At 62.9% G+C, this 26,866-nt stretch carries 25 protein-coding genes; 5 read left to right on the plus strand and 20 right to left on the minus strand.

All coding sequences use genetic code 11. The annotated features are described in order from the left end of the window. Positions 1–12 precede the first annotated feature (12 nt). From HV753_RS05750 to flgB, 3 genes are read right to left on the minus strand one after another with little or no spacing between them, the layout of a single operon-like run. Positions 13–711 carry a flagellar hook capping FlgD N-terminal domain-containing protein gene (locus HV753_RS05750; RefSeq protein ID WP_175173425.1) on the minus strand — a complete coding sequence of 233 codons (699 nt, stop codon included), beginning with the start codon at positions 709–711 and terminating at the stop codon, positions 13–15. A 20-nt stretch (positions 712–731) separates the two neighbouring features. Further along, positions 732–1,151 (minus strand): flagellar basal body rod protein FlgC, encoded by a 420-nt coding sequence (gene flgC / locus HV753_RS05755; RefSeq protein ID WP_175173426.1) that lies wholly within the window; start codon positions 1,149–1,151, stop codon positions 732–734. Positions 1,152–1,173: 22 nt separating this feature from the next. Beyond that, positions 1,174–1,581 carry a flagellar basal body rod protein FlgB gene (gene flgB / locus HV753_RS05760; protein WP_175173427.1) on the minus strand — a complete coding sequence of 136 codons (408 nt, stop codon included), beginning with the start codon at positions 1,579–1,581 and terminating at the stop codon, positions 1,174–1,176. 177 nt (positions 1,582–1,758) lie between these two features. On the opposite strand from flgB, the gene flgA reads away from it, so the two are divergent. The 3 genes from flgA (at position 1,759) to HV753_RS05775 (ending at position 3,419) form a co-directional block, all read left to right on the plus strand. Further along, entirely contained in the window at positions 1,759–2,481 is a 723-nt protein-coding gene (flgA, locus tag HV753_RS05765) for a flagellar basal body P-ring formation chaperone FlgA (RefSeq protein ID WP_175173428.1), read from the plus strand. Positions 2,482–2,608: 127 nt separating this feature from the next. Continuing rightward, positions 2,609–2,902 (plus strand): flagellar biosynthesis anti-sigma factor FlgM, encoded by a 294-nt coding sequence (gene flgM, locus HV753_RS05770; protein WP_175173429.1) that lies wholly within the window; start codon positions 2,609–2,611, stop codon positions 2,900–2,902. A 40-nt stretch (positions 2,903–2,942) separates the two neighbouring features. Beyond that, positions 2,943–3,419, plus strand: a complete 477-nt coding sequence (locus HV753_RS05775; RefSeq protein WP_175173430.1) for a flagella synthesis protein FlgN — start codon at positions 2,943–2,945, stop codon at positions 3,417–3,419. Between the two features lie 90 nt (positions 3,420–3,509). On the opposite strand, the gene flhF is transcribed toward HV753_RS05775, so the two are convergent. The 16 genes from flhF to flhD form a co-directional block, all read right to left on the minus strand. After that, the gene (gene flhF / locus HV753_RS05780) at positions 3,510–6,377 is read right to left on the minus strand and encodes a flagellar biosynthesis GTPase FlhF (RefSeq protein WP_175173431.1); all 2,868 of its coding nucleotides are present in this window, start codon (positions 6,375–6,377) and stop codon (positions 3,510–3,512) included. Beyond that, a complete protein-coding gene (gene flhA / locus HV753_RS05785; RefSeq protein WP_175173432.1) occupies positions 6,374–8,494 on the minus strand; it encodes a flagellar biosynthesis protein FlhA in 2,121 nt (706 codons plus the stop codon). Before flhA ends, flhF begins: the two co-directional genes overlap by 4 nt. 3 nt (positions 8,495–8,497) lie before the next feature. Continuing rightward, entirely contained in the window at positions 8,498–9,652 is a 1,155-nt protein-coding gene (gene flhB / locus HV753_RS05790) for a flagellar biosynthesis protein FlhB (RefSeq protein ID WP_175173433.1), read from the minus strand. Between the two features lie 185 nt (positions 9,653–9,837). Next, on the minus strand, positions 9,838–11,385 hold the full coding sequence (locus tag HV753_RS05795; RefSeq protein ID WP_425485877.1) for a methyl-accepting chemotaxis protein: 1,548 nt from the start codon (positions 11,383–11,385) through the stop codon (positions 9,838–9,840). A 222-nt stretch (positions 11,386–11,607) separates the two neighbouring features. Then, a complete protein-coding gene (cheZ, locus tag HV753_RS05800; RefSeq protein WP_175173434.1) occupies positions 11,608–12,243 on the minus strand; it encodes a protein phosphatase CheZ in 636 nt (211 codons plus the stop codon). A gap of 8 nt (positions 12,244–12,251) precedes the next feature. Beyond that, entirely contained in the window at positions 12,252–12,641 is a 390-nt protein-coding gene (cheY, locus tag HV753_RS05805) for a chemotaxis response regulator CheY (RefSeq protein WP_006224583.1), read from the minus strand. Between the two features lie 50 nt (positions 12,642–12,691). Then, positions 12,692–13,750 (minus strand): protein-glutamate methylesterase/protein-glutamine glutaminase, encoded by a 1,059-nt coding sequence (locus tag HV753_RS05810; RefSeq protein ID WP_175173435.1) that lies wholly within the window; start codon positions 13,748–13,750, stop codon positions 12,692–12,694. 20 nt (positions 13,751–13,770) lie between these two features. Continuing rightward, on the minus strand, positions 13,771–14,625 hold the full coding sequence (locus tag HV753_RS05815) for a CheR family methyltransferase (RefSeq protein ID WP_175173436.1): 855 nt from the start codon (positions 14,623–14,625) through the stop codon (positions 13,771–13,773). An 8-nt stretch (positions 14,626–14,633) separates the two neighbouring features. Then, positions 14,634–16,337, minus strand: coding sequence for a methyl-accepting chemotaxis protein (locus HV753_RS05820; RefSeq protein WP_175173437.1), 1,704 nt, complete (start codon positions 16,335–16,337; stop codon positions 14,634–14,636). A 93-nt stretch (positions 16,338–16,430) separates the two neighbouring features. Then, positions 16,431–16,931, minus strand: a complete 501-nt coding sequence (gene cheW, locus HV753_RS05825; protein ID WP_175173438.1) for a chemotaxis protein CheW — start codon at positions 16,929–16,931, stop codon at positions 16,431–16,433. A 17-nt stretch (positions 16,932–16,948) separates the two neighbouring features. After that, positions 16,949–19,012 carry a chemotaxis protein CheA gene (cheA, locus tag HV753_RS05830; RefSeq protein WP_175173439.1) on the minus strand — a complete coding sequence of 688 codons (2,064 nt, stop codon included), beginning with the start codon at positions 19,010–19,012 and terminating at the stop codon, positions 16,949–16,951. 30 nt (positions 19,013–19,042) lie between these two features. Further along, a complete protein-coding gene (locus tag HV753_RS05835; RefSeq protein WP_175173440.1) occupies positions 19,043–19,423 on the minus strand; it encodes a response regulator in 381 nt (126 codons plus the stop codon). A gap of 2 nt (positions 19,424–19,425) precedes the next feature. Further along, positions 19,426–20,415, minus strand: a complete 990-nt coding sequence (gene motB / locus HV753_RS05840) for a flagellar motor protein MotB (RefSeq protein ID WP_175173441.1) — start codon at positions 20,413–20,415, stop codon at positions 19,426–19,428. A gap of 11 nt (positions 20,416–20,426) precedes the next feature. Then, the gene (gene motA / locus HV753_RS05845) at positions 20,427–21,302 is read right to left on the minus strand and encodes a flagellar motor stator protein MotA (RefSeq protein ID WP_175173442.1); all 876 of its coding nucleotides are present in this window, start codon (positions 21,300–21,302) and stop codon (positions 20,427–20,429) included. A gap of 188 nt (positions 21,303–21,490) precedes the next feature. Further along, positions 21,491–22,072 (minus strand): flagellar transcriptional regulator FlhC, encoded by a 582-nt coding sequence (flhC, locus tag HV753_RS05850; RefSeq protein WP_175173443.1) that lies wholly within the window; start codon positions 22,070–22,072, stop codon positions 21,491–21,493. A gap of 32 nt (positions 22,073–22,104) precedes the next feature. Continuing rightward, on the minus strand, positions 22,105–22,428 hold the full coding sequence (flhD, locus tag HV753_RS05855; protein WP_006219025.1) for a flagellar transcriptional regulator FlhD: 324 nt from the start codon (positions 22,426–22,428) through the stop codon (positions 22,105–22,107). Positions 22,429–22,856: 428 nt separating this feature from the next. On the opposite strand from flhD, the gene HV753_RS05860 reads away from it, so the two are divergent. Together HV753_RS05860 and HV753_RS05865 are read left to right on the plus strand one after the other, a co-directional pair. Further along, positions 22,857–23,612 (plus strand): RNA polymerase sigma factor FliA, encoded by a 756-nt coding sequence (locus HV753_RS05860; protein WP_175173444.1) that lies wholly within the window; start codon positions 22,857–22,859, stop codon positions 23,610–23,612. A gap of 311 nt (positions 23,613–23,923) precedes the next feature. Then, positions 23,924–25,114, plus strand: a complete 1,191-nt coding sequence (locus HV753_RS05865) for a FliC/FljB family flagellin (protein WP_175173445.1) — start codon at positions 23,924–23,926, stop codon at positions 25,112–25,114. Positions 25,115–25,326: 212 nt separating this feature from the next. On the opposite strand, the gene HV753_RS31210 is transcribed toward HV753_RS05865, so the two are convergent. After that, positions 25,327–26,397, minus strand: a complete 1,071-nt coding sequence (locus tag HV753_RS31210) for an alpha/beta fold hydrolase (RefSeq protein WP_281370965.1) — start codon at positions 26,395–26,397, stop codon at positions 25,327–25,329. Between the last annotated feature and the right edge of the window lie 469 nt (positions 26,398–26,866).

A 26,866-nucleotide genomic window follows, 5' to 3' on the forward strand; every position in this document is an offset into this window, starting at 1 on the left:
AGTTCGCCCGGTTCAGGCGCCGATAACCTTACGCACGTCCAGCATGCTGGTCTGGCCGTCCAGGCCCAGATCCAGACGCAAGCCGTTAGTGGAATACGCCACGCTCTTGACCTGGCCGTAGCTCAGCACTTCCGCATTCACCTTCTTGCCGTCGCCATCGGTCGCCAGGACAGACACGGTGTACGCACCCGCTTCCATCGCCACGCCGCTGTCGTTCTTGCCGTCCCAGTTCAGGGTGTATACGCCCGTCTTCTGTTCGCCCATTTCGATCGTGCGCACGACCGCGCCATTCGCATCCGAAATACGCACCTGCACCTTCTGCGCATCGGCTTGCAGATCCAGACCGTACGGCGTGACCACGCGCTCGGCTGCGTTCTCGCCGTCCACGCCAACCTTGACCTTGGAGCCGGGGATCAGCACGCCCTTGCCGATCATCGCCACGGCGTTCATCGATTGGGACACATCGATCTGGCCGCTGATGGCCAGCATGGTGTTCTTCAGATTGTTGATGCCTTCCACCGTGGAGATCTGCGCCAGTTGCGAGGTCAGCTCGGCGTTCTGCATCGGGTTCAGCGGATCCTGGTTCTGCAACTGCGTCACCAGCAGCTTCAGGAACTGGTCCTGCAAGCCCTGCGCCGTGCTGGAGCCATTGGCGCCGGTTTGCGCGAGGCCCAGGCCGGTGGTGCTCGTGTTTTGATCGACGGTGGTCATGAGTTCACTCTGTCAAGAAATTAGGATTGACCGATGGTCAGCGTCTTCTGCATCAACGCCTTGGCGGTGTTGAGCACCTCGACGTTCGCCTGGTAGGACCGCGATGCCGCGATCATGTTGACCGTCTCGGCCACCGGATCGACGTTCGGCATGCTGACGTAGCCCTGCGCATCCGCCTGCGGATGCTTGGGGTCGTAGATCTGCTTCAAGGGCGACGGATCCTGGATGACGCCGGCCACCCGGACGCCACCGATTTCCTGCCCCAGCGCCTGACCGGCAGGCGGGTTGACCTGGAACACGACCTGGCGGGCGCGATAAGGCTGGCCGTCCGGACCCACGACGCTATCGGCGTTGGCCAGATTGCTGGCCGACACGTTCATGCGCTGCGACTGTGCGCTGAGCGCCGAACCGGCGATATCAAAAATGCTCAACAAGGACATTGCCTGTTGCTCCCTTTATGGATCAATCCTGAATGGCGGCCATCATGGTCCGGATGCGGCCGGACAGCATTTGCATGGTGCTCTGGTAATGCAAGGTGTTGTCGGCGAACTGCACGCGCTCGGTATCCATGTCCACCGTGTTGCCGTCCATGCTGGGCTGGTACGGCAGGCGATACAGCAACTCCGTCGGCCCCTGCGACACGGCCTTGGCGGGTATATGGCGTGCCGAGGTCAGCGTCAGCGACGTGTCCGACAAACGCTTGGACCCTTCCATGGCGGTCTGCATCGCGGTCTTGAAGTCAAAGTCGCGAGCCTTGTAGTTAGGCGTGTCGGCGTTGGCGATGTTCGACGACAGCACTTCCTGACGCTGCGCACGCAGCCCCAGAGCCTGCTGGTAGAACCGGAAATCTTCATTAAGCCTGTCTAGCATCGTGGCGCCTTCGTGCGTTGCAATACGGATAGAGCACGGGAATTCGGACACACCGTTATCCCATTGGATGACGGCATCATAGGGGTCGGCGGCCAAACACAATCAGCCAAATAACCCGCCATTTCTCATCCAATTCACGTATTGCCAACTGCCGCGGACTTCTACAATTCAATCATCATGAAAATCTTCGCACGCTCCCTCCGCGCGCGCGCCAGCTGCCTGATCGCCCTGGTCCTGGCCTTGCCGGGAATCGCGCAGGCCCAGGCGCAGGACGCCACCAGCCAAGCGCCCGAGGCGATTGCCGTCGTGGCGCAAAGCTATTTGCTGGACCAACTTGCCGGGCTGCCCGGGCAAGCCACGGTGGCCATCGACCCGCCGCGCGCCGAACGCCTGGCGCCCTGCGATGCCATGTCCCCATTTATGCCCTCAGGCGTGAAGATGCGTTCGAGGATGACGGTCGGCGTGCGCTGCAATGCCCCCAAACCGTGGACGACGTATGTGCAGGCCACCGTGCGGGTTCCCGGCTACTATTACGTGGCTTCGCGGATGATCGCAGCTGGCCAGGCACTGACGCCGGACGACCTTTCCCCCCGTGACGGCGATCTGGTCGCCCTTCCCCCTGGCGCCATCACCGATCCGCAGACCGTCGTCGGCATGACGGCCGCCTATCGGATCAATGCCGGCCAACCGGTGCGGGGATCGTCGTTGCGCAATGCGCAATCCGTCCTCCGGGGCTCCAACGTCCGGATCAACGCGCGCGGCAATGGCTTCGTGGTCAGCAGTGAAGGCCAGGCGCTGGACAATGCGGCACCCGGCGCCATGGTCCAGGTGCGTACGGCAAACGGCCAGGTGATCAGCGGCGTGGTGAAGAATGCGGGGCTGGTTGAAATGCAACTGTAGGCAATGTTACAAATCGCGCCACAGCATCGGACGACTTGGCCTAAAGTTCGTTCCTGCCCTGCCGTTACAGAGACATAAGTAGGCGGATCCGTCGCAAACCGACCCAGGACGCCCTGCGGAGAAAACCTTGAAAATCAATTCGACCACCAACCGGCCCATTTCGCCCGACGCCGTTGCCCAACGCCCGGATTCCGCGGTTGCGCAAGCCTATGGCGCCAGCAATGGAGGCGGCTCCAGTAGCTCGCAGGTCGCGCTGAGTTCGGCTTCGCGCAAGATGCTTGCCCTGCAAGACGGCTCGAATGACATCAACGTCGAGCGCGTGGCAGCCATTCGCGCCGCGATTGCTTCGGGCCAGTTGAAGATCGATACCGGGCGCATTGCCGACAGCCTGATCGCCAGCGCCCGCGATCTGTTGAAGTAATCCTTTCCTTTCACCGCCCTACCGCCGTAGAAGCCTGACCATGAACCCCGTTGATTCCCTCCAGTCCTGCATGCGGCAGGAAGACGCCCTGATCACCGAGTTCTCGACCGTTCTGGAAGAAGAAACCGAAGTGCTCGTGGGCCCGGGGAACGTCGGTGCGCTACAGGCCATCACCGAGCGCAAGGGGCGCATCGCCCAACAATTGGTCGATCTGAGCGAAACCCGCGATGGCCTGCTGTCCGACATCGGCTTGCCCATCGGGCACGCCGGCACCGAACAGGCCGCCGTGCTGCACCCGCAATTGTCGGGCATCTGGCAAGCGCTGCTGACCAAATCGGCATCGGCCAACGAAATCAATATGCGCAATGGCGCCTTGATCGATGTGCATCTGCGCTATACCCAGCAATCGCTGGACGCGCTGCGCAACATCAACGGCGTGGGCGTTACGTCCACCTATGACGCACAGGGCCGCGGCGCACGCGGCGCTCCGGGCCGCAAGCCGATCGTGGCGGGCTGAATCCGCTCTTCTTATAGTTATAGAGAACACCATAAAAGAAAGGCGGCGCCAAAGCGCCGCCTTTTTCTTGCCTGGCATGCTGTCGTGCAATCACGCGCCGCCGGTCATCTCCAACATTGCGAACATCTTCAGTATCGCCACGGGCAACATGCGGCCCGTCAGTTTCCGCTCTGATCCCACGATGCCCGATAAGGGGCCCCGCACCACATCCGCGGATGGCGAATGCGCCATCTGCCAGCAGGCCGCACCCAGCTGACCGGCCATCAAGGACTGACGTGCCAGCGTATGCGCGCCATCCACCGCCGGCAACGCCTGCCAGGCGTTGGCCATGTAGCGGAAGCCCGCTCGCGCCTCATCCTGCAAGACCAGCCAGCGCGCCACGGTCGCAGCGTCCGCCTGCGATGCGGGCAGATTGGTCAGACCGAACCATTGCGCGGCGATCTCGCCACTGTCCGTGTCGATCACACGAGCGCACACCAAGCGGATGGGCGCACCATTGCCCTTGCCCGGCAAGGTGATTTCCGTGCCCGACGCCCACAGCGCCAGCGGTACCCGCTTGCCGGTCTTCTCGGCCAGCAGACCTGGCATGTCGCCGGGTTGGCCCACCGGCAGATAGCCCACGCTTTTGCCGACCGCGTTCAGATTGGTCGGGCATTCGTCCTGGATCACGCGCATGCCACCCGGGCAGCGCGCCACCCACGACGCGCCTTGTCCGGTCAGCGACTGCCACAAGGCAGCCGTGCCAGCCTCCAGCATGTGGACCAGCGGCAGGCGCGGCAATTGCTCGCCCAGCCAGCGCACGCGAGCCTCCAGCGCCAAGCCGGCATCCGGCTGACCCGGCGCCGCAGGCGCGAACGAGGTCAGCATGCCGTGCGCCAACGCCAGTTGCTGCGCGGGCGCGGCCAACGCGGCGCCGCGATCGCTCATCAACAAGGAGCCCAACAACGTGCCGCCGGGCAGGCCTTCGCCCTTCATGGCAGTCTTGCCGTGCATGGCCAGCAAGTGGCGGTTGCAGGTGGCGGAGAACTCGCGGCGGACCATTGCCAGCGGCTCATCGCCCAGCGCCGACAGGCTTGCGCCCGCGCCGTCGCCGACATACTCGCGCCAGGACGCTCGGGCTTGTGCGCACGCCGGATCGTTATCCAGCATGGCGATCGTGTCATCCAGATTCTGCGCAGCCGTAATCGACGCCGACCCGCCCTGCGGACGCAGGATCGCCGAGGCCAGCAATTGGCGCCGGCGTGCCGGATCCACGGCATCAGGATCGCGCGAGGACGACACCAGCGAGGCCAGATCCGCCTCGCTGGGCGTATACAGCGCGCGCGCACGCTCGACCATAGAGAAAGCGCGGTCGATCAGCACATCGGCGCGGGCCAATTCCATGTGTTCGGGCACCTTCTGCCCGACAGACATGTAGTGGATGGGCAAGCGATGACGAATCGCCGTATCCAGCGCCGCACCCAGCCGCGTGGCTTCGTCCAGCTTGGTGATGATGCAACCAGCCACGTCCTCACCCACCCCGTTGCGGTAAGCGTGTGCCACTTCGTCCAGCGTATCGCCTTGGCTGGCGGCGTTCAGCACCAGCAGGCGCCGTACCGGCTTGCCCGCGTTGCACAGCATGGCGGCCTGCTCCGCCACCAAGCGGTCGCGCTGGCTGATGCCGGTGGTGTCGATCAGCACGATCTTGCGGTTGCCCAGCTCGGTCAGAATGCGGCGCAACTCGCCCGCATCGCGCACCGAGTGCGCCGGCACGCCCATCAGGCGGCCGTAGATCTGCAATTGTTCCAGCGCGCCGATCCGGAACAGGTCCGTCGTCAGCATCGCGACCTGATCGCGACCTTCGCGCGCCACGCACCGGGCCGCCAACTTGGCCAACGTGGTGGTCTTGCCCACCCCGGTGGGGCCGACCAGCGCGTACACGCCACCGGCCAGAAATTCGTCTTCGGACGCCACCACGGGCAAATGCGTCACCAGCTCGTTGCGCGCCCAAGCCTGGGCGGCTTCCGCCGTCATGCCGGCCGGAAGCCGTTCAACCAGCGCACGCACCAGCTTCGTGCTGAAGCCCGCATCCAATAGTCCTCGGAATAGCGCGGCGGCAGCGGGTTCACGGCCCGCCCCCTGACGGCCGCCCCACAACAGGCCGTCCATGCGGGTTTCCATGGCGCCGCGCAAGGCGCTGATCGCGTCTTGCAGACCCGCGGCGGTATCCGTGGGCAGCGCGGCGGCCGGCATCGCCGGCGGCTGGCGCAATGGCGCATCCGGCATGCGGGCCATCGACGGCGCAGCAGCGGCAGACGGGGAAACAGGCGGTGCGTAGGAGACCGGGGCCGGGGCTGCCGCCGCGTGGGCCGGCGGCACGTGGGCCGCAGGCGCGATCGGCGCGGCGTAGCCGGCAGGCGCGGGCGTGGGCGCTGGGACCACGGCGGGCGCCTGCGGAACAGACGGCCGTGCGGGTGGCAACGCGGGCAATTCCACGCGCGTCGCCACGGCGGCGGGTTGCGGCGCCGCAGGCTGAAGCGCGGTGGGATACGGCACGGCCGGCTGGGACACCGCGCTGGCGGCCGGCTCCGTCACCGTCTCGTCTTCGGGCGATGCCGACGACGCATAGGCAGATTGATAGGCCGCGATCGAGCGCGACGGCGCGTAGCCTGTTTGCGCCATGGCGGCCGGCGCCGGATGCGGTCGCTCGACGGGAATCGGAGCACCGAACGGCGAACTCGCTGGCGAACTGACCGACAACGGCGGGCGCGGCTCGGAGGCAGGCAGCGCGTGCGAGGCGGATTCTCGTTGCGGCGTCTCCGACGCCACATCGTCAAACGCGCCTTCGACAGTTGCCAGCACCTCGACACCGCCATCCACGCTGCGGTTCGACACAATCAGCGCATCCGGCCCCAACACCTGGCGCACCTGGCGCATCACTTCACGGCTATTGACGCCAAAAAAGCGGCTTATCTTCATGGCCCATTGCTCCCGCCGATCAACGCGGTCACGCGGACCATGCGTTCATCGGGTATTTCAGTATTCGACAACACGCCCAACTGCGGCAGATGGTGCCGCAAGAAACGCGACAACGGCGCACGCAGCACCGGTGATACCAGCAGCACCGGTGCGTTGCCCTGCGATTCCTGGCGCTCGACCGCGGCCTGCGTCTCGCGCAGCAAGGTGTCCGCCAAGCCGGGCTCCAGCCCGCCGCTGGTGGTCATGGCCTGCGACAGCACGCGCTCCAGCTTCACATCCAGGCCAATCACCCGTAGCTCGCCCTCGCCCGGGAACCATTGCTGTGTGATCGCACGGCCCAGCGAACGGCGGGTCAGCATGATCAATTCGTTGATATCGGGTTGCCCGCCCGCACCGGCCGCCTGCGCCGCCAGGCGCGGGCCGTGCTCGGACAGCGTATCGATGATGGTCCGCATGTCGCGGATCGGCACTTCTTCCGACAGCAAGCCTTGCAGCACCTTTTGCAGCGCGGTCAGGGACAAGGTCTTGGGCACCAGATCCTCGACCAGCTTGGGCGCATCGCGGCCGATGCGGTCCAGCAGCTGCTGCACTTCCTGGCGGCCCAGCAGGTTCGAGCCGTGGCGGTGCATCAAGTGGTTCAAGTGCGTCGCCACCACCGTGCCGGCATCCACCACGGTATAGCCCGCCACCTGGGCCTGATCACGCAGGCCGCCGTCGATCCACAGCGCGGGCAGGCCAAACGCGGGATCGGTGGTGGGGGTGCCCTTGATCTGAATGGTGACGCCGCCCGGGTCGATGGCCAGCCATTGACCCGGCATCGCCACACCGTGGCCCACTTCCACGCCCGACAACAGAATGCGGTAATCGTTGGGCTTGAGTTCCAGGTTGTCGCGGATATGCACGACGGGCGGCAAAAAGCCCACGTCCTGCGCGAATTTCTTGCGCAGGCTGCGGATGCGGTGCAGCAGTTCGCCGTTCTGGGCGTGGTCCACCAGCGGAATCAGCCGATACCCCACTTCCAGCCCCAACTGATCCACCATGGACACGTCGTCCCAACTGGCCTCGGCCGCGGCGGCTTGCGCCTGTGTGATCGCTTGAGGGGGAACCTGTTCGGCGGCCTGCGTCGCAGCCCGCCTCCGCTTGTGCAGTACCCAGCCACCCCAGCCAAGCGCGCCGGCCAGCGTCAGGAACGCGACGTGCGGCATGTTGGGGATCAAGCCCATGATGCCGATGATGCCGGCCGTCAGGAACAGCACGGCCGGGTTCGAGAACAGTTGGCTGATGATCTGCTGGCCAATGTCCTGATCGGTGGACACCCGCGACACGACCACGCCCGCAGCGGTCGAGATCACCAGTGCCGGAATCTGCGCAACCAGGCCATCGCCGATCGTCAGCAAGGTATAGACACGGGCCGATTCGCCCATCGACATGTCGTGTTGGGCCACGCCCACGATCAGACCGCCGATGATGTTGATCGCCATGATCAACAGGCCGGCGATGGCATCACCGCGCACGAACTTGCTGGCACCGTCCATCGAACCAAAGAAGTCCGATTCCTGCGAGACTTCCGCGCGGCGGCGCCGTGCCTCGTCTTCACCGATCAAGCCCGCGTTCAGATCGGCGTCAATCGCCATCTGCTTGCCGGGCATGGCGTCCAGGGTGAACCGCGCGCCCACTTCGGCGATACGGCCCGCACCCTTGGTGATGACGATGAAGTTGATGATGGTCAGGATCACGAAAACGATGATCCCCACGGCGAAATTGCCACCCACCAGGAAGTGGCCGAAGGCCTCAATCACCTTACCCGCCGCGTCCGGGCCCGTATGGCCGTTCAGCAACACCACGCGGGTCGACGCCACGTTAAGCGACAGGCGCAGCAACGTGGCAAACAGCAGCACGGCCGGAAAGGCGGCGAAGTCCAGCGGCTTGCGCGTGAACATGGCCACCAACAGAATCATCACGGACAACGCAATGTTGAAGGTGAACAGCAGGTCAAGCAGGAACGTGGGCAGGGGCAGCACCATCATGCCCAGCACCATCACGATCAGGATGGGGCCTGCCAGCAGCCGCGCATGGCCGGCCCCGCTACTCTTCAACATGGTGAGCAAAGCGCTCATTCCTTAAACTCCTTGTGCTGCGGTTGTTGCTTGCGGGTCCAGTGCGGCGGGCACGGCCAGTCTGGTCGGGGCCGTCGGTTCGACCCCCCATCCTGAACGCCACGAACGCAGCTGGAAGACCCACGCCAGCACTTCCGCCACCGCGGTATATAGCTCGCCCGGGATTTCTTGCCCGAGTTCGACGTGTTGATGCAATGCGCGCGCCAGCGGCGGCGCTTCCAATGTGGGGATGCGGTTCTCGGCGGCCAACTCGCGGATCTTGGCGGCGATCAGCCCGGTGCCCTTGGCCACCACGCGCGGAGCGCCACTCTTTTCCTCGTCGTACTTCAACGCCACGGCGTAATGCGTGGGGTTGGTCACCACGACGTCCGCCTTCGGCACTTCCGACATCATCCGGCGCCGCGCCGCCTGGCGCTGCTGCTGCCGGATCCGAGCCTTCACGTGCGGATCCCCTTCACTTTCTTTGTGTTCCTGGCGCACGTCTTCTTTCGACATGCGCAGCTTCTTCAAATGGCTCCAGATCTGCCACGGCACGTCCAGCAGCACAATCACCAGCAAGGACGCCACGATGAAGGCGCAGCAAAGCGCCACCAGCGACAGCGCCTTGATCAGCGCGGCTGACGGCGCCACGTGCATCAGGCTGAGCATGTCGTCGTGATAGCGCCAGATGACCCAGACGCCCACGCCGCCCACCAGCAGGGCCTTGGCCAGCGCCTTGACCAGTTCCACCACGGTTTGCGACGAGAACATCCGCTTCAGGCCGCCGAAGAGGCTGAGCTTGGAGAAATTCGCCTGCAAGGGCTTGCCCGAGATCACGAAGCCGCCCAGCAGCACGCTGGACAGCACGGCCACCACCGCCAACACCCCGAAAATCGGCAGAATCACCAGCAAGGCATGCCCGAAGCCATTCACGGCGACCTCAACCATCACGCCCGGATCCGTCACGATGCGTTGGTCGAATGCCAGGCCGTTATGCAGCACGCCGCTCAGGCCCTGATAAAGCGACCCTCCGCCCATCCAGATCGCCCCGACACCGGCGGCCAGCATCATGAACGTGCCCAATTCCCGGGAACGCGCAATCTGCCCCTCTTCGCGCGCCTTTTCCAGGCGCCTGGGAGAGGCGGCTTCGGATTTTTCGAGGTCGCTTTCTTCGGCCATGCTCTGCGGTGTCGTTGGGGCTCGCGGATTTTCGGATTACGAGCCGCCCGCCGAGATTCTAGGAGGCGCCGGGGCTTGGCGATAAGCCAAGAAAAGGGGGGAAAGCGGCGCTATTCCCGGATGCGCATCAGGCCGAACCGTTCGTCCCCGCCCGGTTGGCGGCCGCCGCCCCTTCCCGCGCGCCTTCAGCCCGCAGCCGCAAAGGGCTGATGCGAAGGCTGTGCGCCCTCGAGTTCGGCCTGGAATCGCATGTAGTCCAGGCCGATACGCACGGCGCCCCAGTGTTCCGGCCCTAAATACAACGGAATCGAAATATCGTTGACGATTTCGCCGGTGTCCCGCGAATAGGTCTGGAACAGCATCGATCCGGTGTTGGCCGCCAGCCGGGCACCCACGGGGTCGTTGAAGATCCGCTTGTGCCGCACTCGGGCAACATCCAGCGCGACGTCGCCCGTCGGCGCGTGGGAATACCGGCTGTTGTGCGCGGGCGCATACCCCCGGCTATCCACCAGGATCGTATAGATCGCGCCGGGCACCGCCATCAGCACACTATCCAGCAAGCGGGTCAGTGATTCGTCAATCGCCTGGTCATACCGCGTGTGGAATCGCGGCGGTTCGCTGCCAGGAATACGTTGGTAGTGCCGGTCGAACACATCCACCCCACGGCGGCGGGCATCCTCCAGCAGGTGGACGGCTGCGGCCCGGAAATCGTCGACCGCCTCGGACAGTTGATCGAACGCCGTGTCACCAGTGCGCATGTCGGCCAGCACTTCCTGCACACTTTCAGTTTGCCGTCGAATCCGGTCAATTTCGGCCGACATGCTGCCCATGCGAGCCTGGACGTCGGCGCTCAGCGCCGCGATGCGCCCGACCTCCTGGCTCATGCCGTGGTTGGTGACATCGACTTCACCAATCGCCCGCACCACCTCAGTCACCTGACCATTCATGCTGCCGAAGTCGCGCACAAAACGCTGAAAGTCGGCGCACGTCCGGTCCAACACCACCCCGGAGGCCTCCACGTCGTCGCGCAACGTGCCCGTCTGGCGTTGCGTGGTGTCCACCAGTTCCAGCATGTCGGTCGTGTGCCGGCCTATGTCGTTGGTGGCGGCGTTCACGCGCTCGGCCAGGCGGCCGACTTCGCTGGCGACCACCGCAAAGCCCCTGCCCGCGTCCCCTGCCCTTGCTGCCTCAACGCCCGCGTTCAACGCCAGCAACTGAGTCTGCAAGGCGATGTCCTTGATCAGCTTGCTGATGTCGCCCACGGAACGCGCGCGCCCGGTCAATTGGTCCACGACGTCGGTAAAGGCGGCCATTTCGCGCGTCATGCGGTCCACGCGCGCCTTCACGTCCGACAGCTCAGCCAGCGCGTGCTCCGCCGCCAGCAAATTCTGGCCCGACACCGCTGCGATCTCGCGAGCGTGGCTAGACGTGGACGTGGATAAGGCCGCGATCTGTGCGCCGCTGTCGGCCAGTGCGCCGGCCGCCCGCGCCTGCTCCTGCGCCAACAGCGAACAACGATCCGCCTGAAACTGCGTGCGCGCCGCATTCAGTGCGATTTCAATGCTGGATTGCCGCACGGTCATGATTCGCTGGCGGATCTGCCCCAGGAAGCGATGCAGCGGAAAGACTGCGGGACTGACCGACAGGGTGCGTTCCGACAGCGTGGCGTCACCACGGTTAAGCCGGCGCAACAACCCCCACATACCGCCCAGGCGGAATACGAGTCTGGCCAAGATGGAACTCCTTGTGCTGGCCCGGATCGCCTTCTATGGGCATCCGTTGCCGGGCGCGCAAGGCGCGCGCCGTGTCTCCTGCTGCAAGGCCCCGATTTTTCTTATGGCGGAAGTCTATCGATCAGGCGCCGCTTTCGCCCTTAGGGAATACGTTCATGCACAGCGACCACACCGCTGGCGCAAGATCCTGGAGGAATCCTCGCCAGCGATGTGCGGGCCGGGTCAGAAACCCAGGCTGGCCAGCAGGTCATCGACCTGATCCTGGCTGGTCACGACATCCATCTTGCCCTGCGGACTGATCTGCGGCCCGTTGAGCAGGCTGTTGGCCTCATCGCGGCGCTCTTGCGGGACGTTGTCCAGCAACACTTGCAGCAGTTCGCGTTCGATCGCGCCCACCACGTCCATCATGCGCATGATGACCTGGCCCGTCAGATCCTGGAAATCCTGCGCCATGATGATTTCCATCAGCTTGGACTGGGTCTGCTGGGTCTGCTTGGGCACATCCGCCAGGAACGCGCGCGTGTCCTCCACCAATTCGCGCGCTTCGGGCACGTCCAGCGGTTGGTCATACCATTGCTGCCAGCGGCCATCCAACTTCTGCGCGGAGCGCGACATTTGATCCTGGATCGGACCTGCCTGCTCGGTCGCGTTCAGCACCCGGTTGGCGGCCTGCTCGGTCATCTGTGCCACATACCGCAGACGATCACGCGCGTCCGGGATCGCATTGGCGGCATCCTTGATCGCCTGGTCCAGGCCCAGTTCGCGCATGCTATCGCGCAACATGCGCGTCAGCGACGCGATGCGATGGATCAGATCGGGATTTTCCGCTGCGGGTTCAACGTTTTGCGTTGTGCTCATTGCACACCTCAGCCGGCAATTTTCTCGAAGATCTTGGTGAGCTTTTCTTCCAGCGTCGCCGCAGTGAAAGGCTTGACCACGTAACCGTTCGCACCGGCCTGAGCCGCCGCGACGATGTTCTCTTTCTTGGCCTCGGCCGTCACCATCAGCACCGGCAACGACGCCAGGGCGGCGTCGGCACGGATCTGCTTGAGCATTTCCAGGCCATCAAGATTGGGCATGTTCCAGTCGGAAACGACGAATTGGAAGCCGCCGTTACGCAGCTTCTCCAACCCGATCGCGCCATCCTCGGCCTCATCCACGTTCTCGAAACCCAGCTCTTTGAGCAGGTTGCGGATAATTCGCCGCATCGTGGGGAAGTCATCCACCACCAGAATCTTCAGGCCCTTGTCTACCATCTTTCACTCCAGAAAAAATTTGCTTGAGACCGATCGAGGAATCATCCGCGTTAAACGCGGTGTCCTCGGTCGCCCAGGCGAGTCAGAATGCGTTCGCTAATCGCCGACAGCGCTACCACTTCATCCGCGGCGCCCATGGCGATGGCCTCACGGGGCATGCCGAACACCACGCAGCTGGCTTCGTCTTGCGCGATCGTGTGCGCCCCGGCCCGGTGCATGGCCAGCATGCCGGAGGCGCCGTCCTTGCCCATGCCCGTCAGAATGACGCCAATGGCGTTCTTGCCTGCGGCGACGGCGGCGGAATTGAACAACACGTCCACCGAAGGACGGTGGCGGTTGACGGGTTCACTGGCTTCAAGCTCGATCACATAGTTGGCGCCGCTACGGCCCAGACGCATGTGGGTGTCGCCACCCGGCGCCAGGTAAACGTGGCCCGGCAGCACCCGGTCACCGTGGACCGCCTCACGCACCGTCACGGCGCACAGGGCATCCAGGCGCTGCGCGAACGACCGCGTGAAACCCGCAGGCATGTGCTGCGTGATCAGAATGGCCGGGCTGTCCGGCGGCAACGGTTGCAGGACTTCGCGGATGGCCTCGGTGCCGCCCGTGGAGGCGCCCACGATTACCAGCTTTTCCGAACTGGACAGCGGCCGGCGCAGCATTGGCGCGGGCGCCGACTGCGGCGCATGCGGCGTGGGTGCACGCAGCTTGGCGCGCGCGGCGGCACGGATCTTGTCCGCGATGATTTCGGTGTATTCCAGCAAGCCATCGCGAATGCCCAGCTTGGGCTTGGTCACGAAATCGATGGCGCCCAATTCCAGCGCGCGCAAGGTGATTTCACCGCCACGCTCGGTCAAGGACGACACCATCACGACCGGCATCGGCCGCAGGCGCATCAGCTTTTCCAGAAAATCCAGCCCGTCCATGCGGGGCATTTCCACGTCCAGCGTCAGCACGTCAGGATTGTGGCGCTTGATCAGTTCGCGCGCCACCAATGGGTCCGGCGCGGTCGCGACCACTTCCATGTCCGGCTGGCTATTGATGATCTCCGTCATCAGTCCGCGCACCAGCGCGGAGTCGTCCACACACAAAACGCTTATTTTTTTCATTGCTTGCTGCCTCGGCCTGTTCAGGCCTTACTCGCGCATTCGTAAACCGTCTGCCCGCGCAGACGAAAATCCCTGCTGATGTAGGTGAAGTTCTCGGAGTGCCCGGCAAACAGCAGGCCGCCCGGCTTGAGCAGCGGCACAAAGCGCTCCAGAATCTTCGCCTGCGTCGGCTTGTCGAAATAGATCATGACGTTGCGGCAGAAGATCACGTCGAACTTCTCGTTGATCGCCCAGGAAGGCGCCAACAAATTCAAGGTGTCGTACCGCACCATGTCGGCGATTTCGGGACGCACCCGGACCTGGCCCGCATTCGCGCCACGGCCCTTGAGGAAGAAGCGGCGCAGGCGCTCGTCTTCCATCTTCGCCACGCGCTCGGCCGGATACACCGCCGCCCGCGCCCGGTTCAACACATTGGTGTCGATATCGGTTGCGAACACCGTGCTGGTATTGGCGCGCGGACCCAGTGCCTCGACAAGCGTCATGGCGATCGAATACGGCTCTTCCCCAGTGGAAGCGGCACAGCACCACACCGATACCGGTCCACCGCGCTTTTGCGCAAAATCGGCCAGAATCGGAAAGTGGTGCGACTCTCGGAAAAACGCCGTCAGGTTGGTCGTCAGCGCGTTGACAAAGTCTTCCCACTCGGCCGCGTCAGGTTCATTTTCCAGCTGATCCAGATAGCTGCCGAAATCCTGCCGGCCCAATGCCCGCAGCCGCCTGGCCAGGCGGCTGTAGACCATCTCACGCTTGTGCGTACCCAGCGAAATGCCGGCGCGCGCGTGGATCATCTTGCGCACGCGGGAAAAGTCCGCGTCGCGAAAGTCGAATTGGCGGTCCACCGGAATGGACGGCGCCGAAGTTGCCGCGGTTGCCACAGCGATCCTCAGTGCCCAAGCGCAAACGCATCAGGCGCTTGCAATCGGGAGTCGTCATCGGACGAACGCACGGAAGACAGGCGATGCGCCGGCACTTCGATGACTTCGCCCGCATTGATCTTGAAGACAGCGACGGCTTCGGCCAGACGCTGCGCCTGTTCTTGCAGGGAGCCCGCGGCAGCGGCCGCTTCTTCCACCAACGCCGCGTTCTGCTGCGTCACCTCATCCATCTGCGACACGGCGCGATTGACTTGATCGATGCCGCTGGACTGTTCTTCGGACGCCGCCGAGATCTCGCCCATGATGTCCGTCACGCGCTTCACCGATGCCACGATTTCCTGCATCGTCGCGCCGGCGCGTTCCACTTGTTGCGAACCCGCGCCCACCTTCGTCACCGAGTCTTCGATCAGGCCCTTGATTTCCTTGGCCGCTTGCGCGCTGCGCTGCGCCAGCGAACGCACTTCGCCCGCCACCACCGCAAAGCCCTTGCCCTGCTCGCCCGCACGCGCCGCTTCCACGGCCGCGTTCAGCGCCAGGATGTTCGTCTGGAAGGCGATGCCGTCGATCACGGACACGATTTCGGAAATCTTGCGCGAACTGGTGGAAATGCCGTGCATGGTGTTGACCACTTCCGACACCGCTGAACCACCACGCTCGGCCACGTCCGATGCACTGGCCGCCAATTGATTCGCCTGGCGCGCATTGTCGGCGTTCTGCTTCACCGTGGACGCCAGTTGTTCCATCGACGCAGCCGTTTCCTCCAGGGAAGCCGCCTGCTGCTCGGTTCGACTGGACAGATCCGTGTTGCCTGCCGCGATTTCATGCGACCCGACATTGATTTCGTCCACGCCGCGACGCACCGTCGCCACCGTGCGCGTCAAGCTTTCCTGCATGCGCTTGAGCGCCGCGAACAGCTGGCCAATTTCGTTGGTGTTGCGCACGTCCACACGGGCGGTCAGGTCACCCCCAGCGATGCGGTCAAAGTGGTGGCCGGCTTCCTTCAGCGGCAGCAGCACGCGGCGACGCAGGAAGACATAGGTCGCGAACACCAGCAGCGCGGCGATCAAGCCGCCCGCGCCAACGGCGATCAACACGAACTGGTAGCGCACCTGGGCGACCTCATGCGCATCCAGCATCTTGCTGGCACGCCAGAAATCGAAGCCTTCGACGGCCCGGGCAAATCGGCCTTCCAGCGCGTCCTGCACCGTCTGGACTTGCTTTTGGAAGGCCGGCATGTCGGCCTTTTCCAGCGCGGCGGCAAGCGGCGTCAGCCCTTGCTGCACCAGCGCGCCATACGACGCTTCGATCTCTTTCAGCGCCTCGACCGCCTCCGCAGGCTGCGGCAGGGTCTTGTAGTACTCAAACTCAGCCTGGCCCTTGTTCATGGACGCCTTGGCGCGCTCCAGCAGGCCGGTCGCCTCTGAAGACAGCCCTTGCGTCAGCAAGGTTGCCTGGCCGACGTTGTTCACGATGTCCGCGTAGTTGGCGGCCGCAGCCCGGCCCAGGCCGTTCATGGAATCCTTGTAGCTGGACACCACGCGGCCCACCGCGTCGTCCAGTTCCTGGGATTGCTTGATTTCAGCCAGAGTCCCGTTGCTGATCCGCAGGGACAGCACGCCGAGCGCCGCCCCGATCACCAACATGAATGAGAAGAACGCCAGCACCCACAACAGGCTGCTGCGTATCGTCATGTTCGCGAAAAACTTGCGCATCACAAGAACCATCCCTTGACTGCAATCGTTAAAGGAAAGCGCCACATCGGATTGAATATGGCGCCTCTACCCCGCTTTCCGGCCAAACTCCGATCAGGAGGCGGCCTTCTCCACCAGCGCCATTTCATCGCTGGTCATCATTTTTTCGATATCCACCAGGATCAGCATGCGCTCATCCACCGTGCCCAGCCCGGTCAGGTATTCGGTGGACAGCGTGGCGCCGAACTCAGGCGCCGGACGGATCTGGCCCGCGTTGAGCATCAGCACGTCAGACACGCCGTCAACCACGATGCCCACCACGCGGCGGTCCAGGTTCAGGATGATCACAACGGTCTGTTCGTTGTATTCAACACGGTTCAGGTTGAACTTGATGCGCAGGTCGACGATCGGAACGATGATGCCGCGCAGATTCGTCACGCCCTTGATGAACGACGGGACGTTGGCGATGCGGGTCACCGCGTCGGCGTCGTAGCCACGGATTTCCTGCACTTTCAGGATGTCGATGCCGTACTCTTCGTCGCCCAGCGTGAAGACGAGGAATTCGCTGCCGACATCTTCATTGCGCGCGGATTGCGCTTGCGGTTTGGCTGCCATGATTTTTTAGTGCTCCATCAATTCAGAACGGCTTCGGGCTGCGACCAACGCTCACGGTTGGCGCGCGCAAGCGCAAATACATCGACAATCAACGCAACGCTGCCATCACCCAGGATGGTGGCGGCGGAGATGCCGGGGACCTTGCGGTAATTCGACTCAAGATTCTTGACCACCACCTGGTGCTGCCCGATCAGGTGATCGACCAACAGCGCGAAGCGGCGGTCTTCGGCCTGCATGATCACCGCGATGGCCTGCGTGGGATCGGCCTGCGCCCCGCCCACCGAGAACACGCGGTGCATTTCAACCAGCGGCAGGTATTCGCCGCGCACGTGCATCACGCGCTCGTTGCCCGCCACCGAATAGATCTGGTCGTTGGTGGGCTGAAGCGATTCCGTCACATGATTCAGCGGCAGGATGAAGGTTTCTTCGCCCACGCGCACCGACATGCCGTCCAGAATGGCCAGCGTCAGCGGCAACACGATGCGCGTCGTGGTGCCGTTGCCCGGTTCGCACGACAACTGCACGTGGCCGCCCATGTCCTGGATGTTCCGGCGCACCACGTCCATGCCAACCCCGCGGCCGGAAATGTCCGTGACCTTTTCGGCCGTGGAGAAGCCCGGCGCGAAAATCAGCTGCCAGATTTCGTCGTCCGGCGAATTCTCGTTGACCGGCAAGCCCTGGGCGATCGCCTTCTTCAGGATCTTGTCCCGATTCAGGCCGCCGCCATCGTCGCTGACCTCGATCACGATGTTGCCGCCATTGTGCTGGGCGGACAACACCAACTGGCCCACCGGATCCTTGCCCGCGGCCACGCGCTTTTCGGGCGTTTCGATGCCATGGTCCAGGCTGTTGCGCACCAGGTGCGTCAGCGGGTCGATGATGCGTTCGATCAGGCTCTTGTCCAGCTCGGTCGCACGGCCGTAGGTTTGCAGTTCGATCTGCTTGCCCATCTTGCTGGCGATGTCGCGCACCAGACGGGGAAAGCGGCTGAACACGTAGTCCATCGGCATCATGCGGATGGACATCACCGCTTCTTGCAGATCGCGGGCGTTGCGTTCCAGCTGTTCCATGCCGTTCAGCAGACGGTCGTGCAGAACCGGGTCCAGCGTGGAGGCCGTCTGCGCCAGCATGGCTTGCGTAATGACCAGCTCGCCCACCAGGTTGATGACCTGATCGACTTTCTCCACGCCCACGCGAATCGAGGTGGACTCCTTGTCGGCATGCGCAGGCGCCGCCGGACGGGAGGCACGGGCCGCCGCCTGAGTGATCGCTTCGGCGGCAGCCGCCGATTCCGCCACCACGGGCGCAGGCGCCACAGGGGCCACCACCGGGGCAGGCTCGGCCGCGACCGGTGCCGGGGCTTCGCCCGCCGGTGCCGCTTCGCGGCTGATGTTCAGTTGGTCACCGTCAACGATGAAGCAGCACACGGCCTCGATGTCGTCCGGCGTGCAGGTGCTATCCACCCACACCGTCAGGACGCCATCGGCGCGTTCGCTGGCCTTGACCGTACCCAGGTTGCCCATTTCCTCAAGCAAGGACGCCGCGTCCTTGTCGGACACCTTGGTGATCCGGACCTTGAGCGGCAGATTGCCGGCGTCGGCCGCCTGTTGCACGGGCGCGGGCGCCGGAACGGGCGCCGCCACCACCGGCGCGGGGGCCGGCGCCGCGGCGGCAGGATCCTTATGCTCCAGCGCCAACTGCCTCAATACCGCGCAGATACGCTCAAACACGGCTTCATCGGGCTCTTCGGAGGCCCGATAGGCATCCAGTTGGCTTTTGAGCACGTCTTTCGTTTCCAAGAAGATATCAATCATGTCCGTGCGCAGCGCCATTTCGCCGCGACGGATTGCGTCCAGAAGGTTTTCAAGCAAGTGGGTGGTGCCGGCCAACTGCGTGAAACAGCCGAATGTCGCCGCGCCCCCCTTGATCGAGTGGGCGGCACGGAAGATGGCGTTGAGCTGTTCGATGTCGGGCGCACCCACATCCAGCTCAAGCAGCAACTGCTCCATCTGCGCGAGCAGCTCATCCGCCTCGTCGAAAAAGGTCTCGTAAAACTGACTGAGGTCCAAACCAGCACTCATGACCCGTACGCCTTCTTAAATGAACCTGCTTTAAGCACCGGCCTGCTCGTCGAGCAGCTCGGTCGCCAATTCCACCAGCACATCGGGGTCGACCGGCTTGGACAGCCAGCCACAAACGCCCAAATCCCGAGCGGCCATCTTGCTATCCACATCGTCCTCGGTCGTCAGCACCAGCACCGGCACATCCAAGTACTGATCCTGCTCGCGCAGGCCTTGAATCAATTCCAGCCCGCCCATGACCGGCATGTTCCAGTCGCTCACCACGAGATCCACCGGGTGGTTCTTGGCCACTTCCAGCGCTTCCTGGCCATTGCCAGCCGTCAGTACCTTCCATCCCGCGCCCGTCAGCGTCGCCTGCACGATCATCCGCATCGTCGCCGAATCGTCCGCCACCAGAATCGTTGCCGCCATTGCTATCGAACCCCTTCAGCGGGCGGCGCATTCGCCGCTTCGCCTTGTTTGGTTGCCGTCCCGGCCTGGGCGGCGGCTTGCACCGCCTCCACGGCCGTCCCCACCTCGCGGGCATCCTTCGCGCTTACGTCCGCAGCGGCGGCGTTCTCGTTTTCGATGCGCCGCTGGGTGCTCTGATTGAGCACCACGAGGCTGATACGTCTATTAACGGCTGCATACGGATCATCTTTAACCAGGCTCATGCTGGAAGACAGGCCCTGGATGCGCATGACCTTGCTTTCGCTCATGCCACCGGCCACCAATTCCTGGCGGGAAGCGTTCGCGCGGTCGGCCGAGAGCTCCCAATTGCTATAGGCGCGTTCGCCGCGCGCGTACTGCGAGGCGTCCGTGTGACCCGAAATGCTGACCTTGTTCGGCAGTTCATTCAGCACCGGCCCCAATTCCCGCAGGATGTCGCGCATATAGGGCTGCACTTCCGCACGGCCGGTCGCGAACATCGGGCGGTTCTGATTGTCGATGATCTGGATGCGCAGGCCTTCGGTCGTCAGGTCAATCAGCAATTGCGGCCTGAAACTCTTCAGGACCGGGCTGGTATCGATGACGTTCTCGAGGCGCTTCTTCAGGTTTTCCAGGCGGTGCTGCTCGCGGCGTTCCGCGTCGCCCATGGGCTGGGCTTCCACCCGATTGCCCTGTGCGCGTCGCACATCGCCTTCGCTGCGCAGGGGGTCGCGACCGCCGCCCGGCACCGCACTGGTTTCCGCCGAACTGCTGGGCCCGCCCGTGATCGCCACGCGCAACGGCATGCGGAAATACTCTGCGATGCCCTTGAGTTCTTCGCGCGGCACGATGCTGATCAGCCACATCACCAGGAAGAACGCCATCATCGCCGTGATGAAGTCGGCGTAGGCAATTTTCCAGCTGCCGCCGTGGTGCCCGCCGCCCTTGACCTTCTTGCGGCGGATCACCACACGGTGGTTGTTTACCGTGCTCATGGCCCGCTCCGTCAGGCCTTGCCGGTTGCTGTCGACTTGGTTTGCCGGACGTGTTCTTCCAGTTCACCGAAGGTCGGACGCACGGACGAGAACAGCACCTTGCGGCCGAACTCCACCGCCAATTGGGGCGGGTAGCCGTTCATGCTGGCCAGCAACGTGGTCTTGATGCATTCCAGCACCTTCATGGCTTCATCCGTGCGGCGCTCGACACGCGAAGCCAGCGGCCCCACGAAACCGTAGGCCAGCAAAATGCCCAGGAAGGTACCGACCATGGCCTTGGAAATCAGGTCGCCCAGGATCGCCGGCGGCTGGTCAACGGCGGCCAGCGCCTTGATCACGCCCAGCACCGCGGCGACGATGCCGAAAGCCGGCAGGCCGTCGGCCATCTGGTGCAAGGCATGCGCCGGCACTTCGCGTTCATGGCGGTAGGTTTCGATTTCCTCGTCCATGAGCGTTTCGATTTCAAACGAGCTCATGTTGCCGCTAATCATGATGCGCAGGTAGTCCGTGATGAACTCCATGAGCTTCGCGTCTTTGGCGATGCGGGGATATTCGCTGAAGATCGGGCTGGAGGCCGGATCCTCGATATGCGATTCGATGGCCATCAGGCCTTCGCGGCGCGCTTTGTTCAGCAGTACATACAGGAGCGCCATCAGCTCCATATAGACGTCCTTGCCGTAACGCGAGCTTTTCAGCGCGTCAGGCAAGGCCTTCTTCACCAGCAGCAGCGACTTTTTGCTGTTGCCGGCAAGGAAAGCCCCAAAGGCCGCACCGAAAATCAGCGTCAGCTCGAAGGGCTGGTAAAGCGCGCCCAAATGGCCGCCCAGCGCTATGAAGCTACCGACGACCGACACGATCACCACGAGAAAACCGATAACAATCAACACATCAGGCCCCTGCCAACGAAGTCTAAAACTGGCGTCAATGATCCCCTGTCCCCCCCAACCCAAAAAGGCGGGTTACGGGGAGTTTTCCAGGGCTATTGATGTATTTGGATGTAGCCGGCCAAGCGCGGCCGGGCTAGGCGCGAACCGCCGGGCGCGACCGAGTCGCCGCAGCCGGCAGGACGAATCGATCAAGGCCGGGCAGCGTCGACGGCGGGCGCCGGACGGTTGCCTGCGCGTGCCTTGGCCGCCGCGCGCGTCTTGCCGGCGCGAGGTGGCGGACGGCAGATCGCGCACACGAAGTCCGATTGCGGATCGTGGGCGTGGGCAATGAAATGGCCGCCGCACTGGCGGCAGGCGGAGAGTTGCAGCATGCCGCTATCGAAAAAGCGCACCAGCATCCAGGCCCGGGTGAAGCTCAGGACGGGCTCGGTGCTTTCCGCGGCATCCAGGCCCGCGTTCTCAAGATAGAGGCGGTAAGCGTCAATGATGGCGCGTATGCCCTTGCTGCTGGTACGCGCATTCAGGAACGAATACACGTTGTAAAACAGCGAGGAATGGATATTCGGCAGCCAGGTCATGAACCAATCGACCGAAAAAGGCAGCATGCCCTTGGGTGGCGAGCAACCGCGAATTTCGCGATACAAGCGTGCCAGACGGTCGTGGCTAAGGCTGGTTTCAGCCTCAAGCACCTGCAACCGTGCCCCTAGAGTGATCATGGAGCTGGCAAGCAAGATGTCGTCCGCTTCCTGAGAAACGCTTTTCGAGGCCATTGCGCATTATCCGATGTAGGTGCGAGCGGCCGTCAGGCCAGTTCTTCGACAGGTTGCTTGGCCAGCAGGATTGTTGCGTGGGCTTGTTGCAACGCACCACCCAATACGTCATGGGTCAGCGCCGACAACAGGCTGTAATCGTCAAAGCGGAACCGGCACAGCAGCGAGCTGGAGCTGGCCAGCTTCACCAATTGAGCTGGCGACAGTCGCATCAGGATGTCAGCAACTTCGTTGCTGAACCCCAAACGGAACATCGATGCAGCATAGTCATCACGCAACATACGTTGCGCAAGTAACAGATATGACAGATTCACTTCGCGAATATCTGCCAGCAATGAATTTTCGACTTGTTGCACGCCCTACTCCCTATCCCTATCCCACCCACGGGGCTCGATAACCAAAAGCGCCGGCAACCCGAATTGCCTGGCGGCTTGCTGCATCCTGTTTTAATGCGAAATGTATCATTTGTTCGCAATTTAAGTAAAATTTACCACAGGTGATGTCATTTTCTATGACTTATATGACAAATCTTTGTTGATATTGCGCAACTTGTTAAAACAGACACACATTGACATAGAAATTCGTGAGGAATTTACGTCAATTTGCCAAATAAGCATTCAAAACATTGCGTACTTCGAGGAATGAAATGTTGCGCAGTCCCGACAATGACACCTTGCCGATCACTTAATTGCTAGCTTTAGCGAAGCCGCGCGTTTGTCGACAATGTCGCAAATTGACAACGTCCGACAATGCGTCACGATGGACACCGCCTGACATTCCCGCAATGCCCCACGCAGATGACAGCTTGGTCGAATATGCCCCGCTAGTGCGGAAGCTGGCCCTGCAATTGCTCGCCCGGCTACCCGCCAGCGTTGAGCTTGACGACCTGATACAGGCCGGCATGATCGGTCTGCTCGACGCCGTAAGGCGCTATCAGGAAACGGCAGACGCCCAATTCGAGACCTACGCCACGACCCGGATTCGTGGCGCGATGCTGGACGAACTCCGCGGCCAGGATTGGCTGCCGCGCAGCGTCCGGGCCAAGGCACGCAAGATTGAACAAGCCATCCAGCAACTGGAGCAGCGGCTGATGCGCGCGCCCAGCGAGGCCGAGATCGCCCATCAGCTGGATATTCCGCTGAACGAATATCAGACGCTGCTGCATGACGCCCAGGGCGTGCAGATCGTGCATTACGAGGATTTCACGACTGAACCCGATTCAGCCTCCGGGCAGTCCGACTGGACCGCAACCCTGAATCACGGCTCGGCAGGCGGCAATCCGCTGGACGCGCTGCTGGCAGGCGACTTCCGTCAAGCGCTGATCCATGCCATCGATACCCTGCCCGACCGCGAAAAGCTGTTGCTGTCGCTTTGTTACGAGCAGGGCCTGAACCTGAAGGAAATCGGCGCGATCATGAATGTGACCGAAGCGCGGGTGTGCCAGCTGCGTTCACAGGCCACGGCGCGCATCCGCGCCAAGCTGAAGGACCAGGCCTGGCAGGAACTGCCGCAAGAGGGGCAGATTGCGCAGATCATCTAGCCTACCTATATAGAGATCACCCGAGAGGGATCTTTTCAAGCAGTGAAGAGAACGGGCGCCCAGGGCGCCCGTTCTCATTTCCACGCCCAAACGCGGCGCTCGCAGCCGTAACGATGCCCCCGTTGGAGTTCTCGCCGGATACAACAATAAATACGACTTTCGTGAAATAGGGCTAAAGAATGATTTGGGACTGCCGTAATCCTGGCAACGGAGAGATTCCTAGACACCAAGTCGACGAACTTTCCCGTTAACACCAGTGGGCGGCGTCGCTGCCCGGTTTGAAGAAGCCTTTCTCTCTTGGGAGCACCAACATGGCTGCCGTTATCAATACCAACTACCTCTCGATGGTTGCTCAAAACAACCTGAACAAGTCGCAATCGAGCCTGGGCAGCGCTATTGAGCGCCTGTCGTCGGGCCTGCGCATCAACAGCGCCAAGGACGACGCCGCTGGCCAAGCCATCGCCAACCGCTTCACCGCGAACGTCAAGGGCCTGACCCAAGCCGCCCGTAACGCCAACGACGGCATCTCGATCGCTCAAACGACCGAAGGCGCGCTGAACGAAATCAACAACAACCTGCAACGTGTTCGCCAACTGTCGGTTCAAGCCGCCAGCGGCACGAACTCGCCGACCGACCTGGATTCGATCCAATCGGAAATCAAGCAGCGCCTGGACGAAATCGACCGCGTGTCGGCTCAAACCCAGTTCAACGGCGTGAACGTTCTGGCCAAGGACAACAAGCTGACGATCCAAGTTGGCGCCAACGACGGCGAAACCATCACGATCGACCTGAAGGAAGTCACCGCTGACACCCTGGGTTTGACGGGCTTCAATGTATCAGGCCCGAAGGGCACGACTCTCGGCGCCGTCAACGGCGCAGCCCTTCAAAAAGCCTACGGTTCGAGCACCTCCGTTACCAGCACGTCCGTTACGGAAGGCTCGGCTGGTGATTTGGCGGGCCGTCTGGGCGTTAACACAGCAAACGTGACGATCGCCAGCAGCGCCGTTCAGGATGACAATGGCAACTGGTTTGTCGGTGTTCAGGTCAACGCGACGGACGCAACCGAGTCGAGCAACCTCAAGGCAAAGGGCTTCGATGTCGCCAGCGGCGCGACCGGCCAATACTATGTTGCATTGAATCCGAAGGACGCTGACACCTCCACCGCCGCAGCAACCTTCACGCTGGATCCTGCAGATCTGCCGCTTACGAGCCTGACCAAGGGTTCGACCGCTGACCCGCTGGCCAAGCTCGACGCCGCTCTGCAGAACATCGACTCGCAGCGTAGCTCGCTGGGTGCGATTCAGAACCGCTTTGAATCGACCGTTGCCAACCTGAACAACACGATCAACAACCTGTCCGCCGCTCGTTCGCGCATCGAAGATGCCGACTACGCAACGGAAGTGTCGAACATGACCAAGGCACAGATCCTGCAACAGGCTGGTACCTCGGTTCTGGCCCAAGCCAACCAAGTGCCGCAAACGGTTCTGTCGCTGCTGCGTTAATTCCAGCACGCAGGCCATCGGCGTGGAGACGGAAAGCCGTATCTTCCTTCTCCACCGCCGACGCAGTATCGAAAACCAGCCCTCGGGCTGGTTTTTTTTCATCCTTCCCCCATACCTCGGCCTGCCTGCCGAGCAGGCATGAAAAAGGGGCGAAAATCATTCCGCCCCGCTTGGCCTCGCCCTCTTGCCGCATGCTTGATGCGGCGGAACAGTTAGACCGTTGCTGCCACCACCCCCTGCGCCACCAGCGCGGCAACCGCCGCAGGATTGTCATTGATCAGGTCATGCCCACCGCGCACGCGCTCAACGCGGCATCCCAGATCCTTCAAGCGCGCCAGGTCGCCATCATCCAGGCAACACGGAACCGGCGGTAGCTTGCGTTGTGGCGCCATCGGCACATCGCCCGTCACGACCAGAACCGGTTGATCGATGCCATCCAGCAAATGCCAGTACTCCCGCTCGACCGCGGCTGTTGGCGTAACGCCGTAGATGTCCAACGCAAAACTGCGCAGATAGCGGTCATCAGGCCGGCCAGCGATGGCACCACGCAGGAATGCGTGGTTGTGCCAAAGCTTCTGGGCGCTGAATGGCGTATCCAGCAACACCAGCGCCTTGCACAGTGGAGTGCGCCGTGCAAGGGCCAGGCCGACGCTGCCACCAAAAGACGCGCCGATCACGCCGAACCCCTCGGGCAAGGCGGTCAGCAACGCGGGCAACAGCTCATCAGCGAAGCTTTCCACCGACATGTGCGTCGGTGCCGTGCTATTGCCGCAACCCGGCAGATCGACAAATAGCAGATTCGCATCCGGCAGGTGTTTTTCGATGCCTTGCACCGTTGCAATGCTGCCCAGCGATCCGTGCAATACCACCCAGGCAGGACGGCCCGCGCTCCAGTTCGCCGAACGGCGGGCTCGCACCAGGCCTGTACGACCTTGCAGCATCTCGAACGGCGCGCTGACTTCGCCACGCAAACGCGCGTGCCAGGCATCGCGGCCATGCTCCAGCGCATCCAGGGCTTCCGGCGTGCCGCGCATGATGTCGCGCGCGTGACGCTCGATGATGTCCTTGGGCCAATCCCACCACCGCAAGGCCAGCAGGCGCTCCGAGACGGCCTCGTCAAAGCGGCGGCGGCGAAATTGCGCGGGGTTTCCTGCCCAGATTTCATAGTGGCCGACATCGCGTGATACGACCGCGCCCGCGCCGATCACCGCGCCGGTGCCAATCGTGACGCCGGACATGATCTTGGCGCCAGCGCCGATCCAGACATCATGCCCAATGGACACACCACCGCGGGTGCTAGAGTAATCAGAGATATCTTTGGTTGCCGCAAACAGAGTGCCGAAATGCGGTGCCGAAAACGGATAAATCGTATAGGTATCCTGTCGGTGGTAGGCACCCAGAATGATCTCCACCTCGTGCCCAATCGTGCAAAAGTTGCCAATGGACAAGCGTGCCGGTTCGTGCGGCTGATTGTGGGGAAAGACGGAAGGAACGCCATAGGAATAATCGCCGATACTGTAGACCTCAGGGTCTGACAAGCCCAGCGCAGTAAACATCAGCCCGCGCACGCCATGCTCCAGCGCCATGCTGAGATGGCGCGCGCCCTGGTGGGCTGGCCGCGCAGCGTATATCTGGCGGCTGATGTGCTCCGCCTCGGCGCGCCTACCCTCACTCCAATGCCGCACGGCCAGCACAAACGCTTCGTTCAGGCCCATAATTTTAGAACTGGCAGCCCCTTGGCCACCCTTCGCC

The sequence above is a fragment of the Achromobacter pestifer genome (assembly GCF_902859625.1).
In the GTDB taxonomy this organism is placed as follows: Bacteria; Pseudomonadota; Gammaproteobacteria; order Burkholderiales; family Burkholderiaceae_B; genus Achromobacter; species Achromobacter pestifer.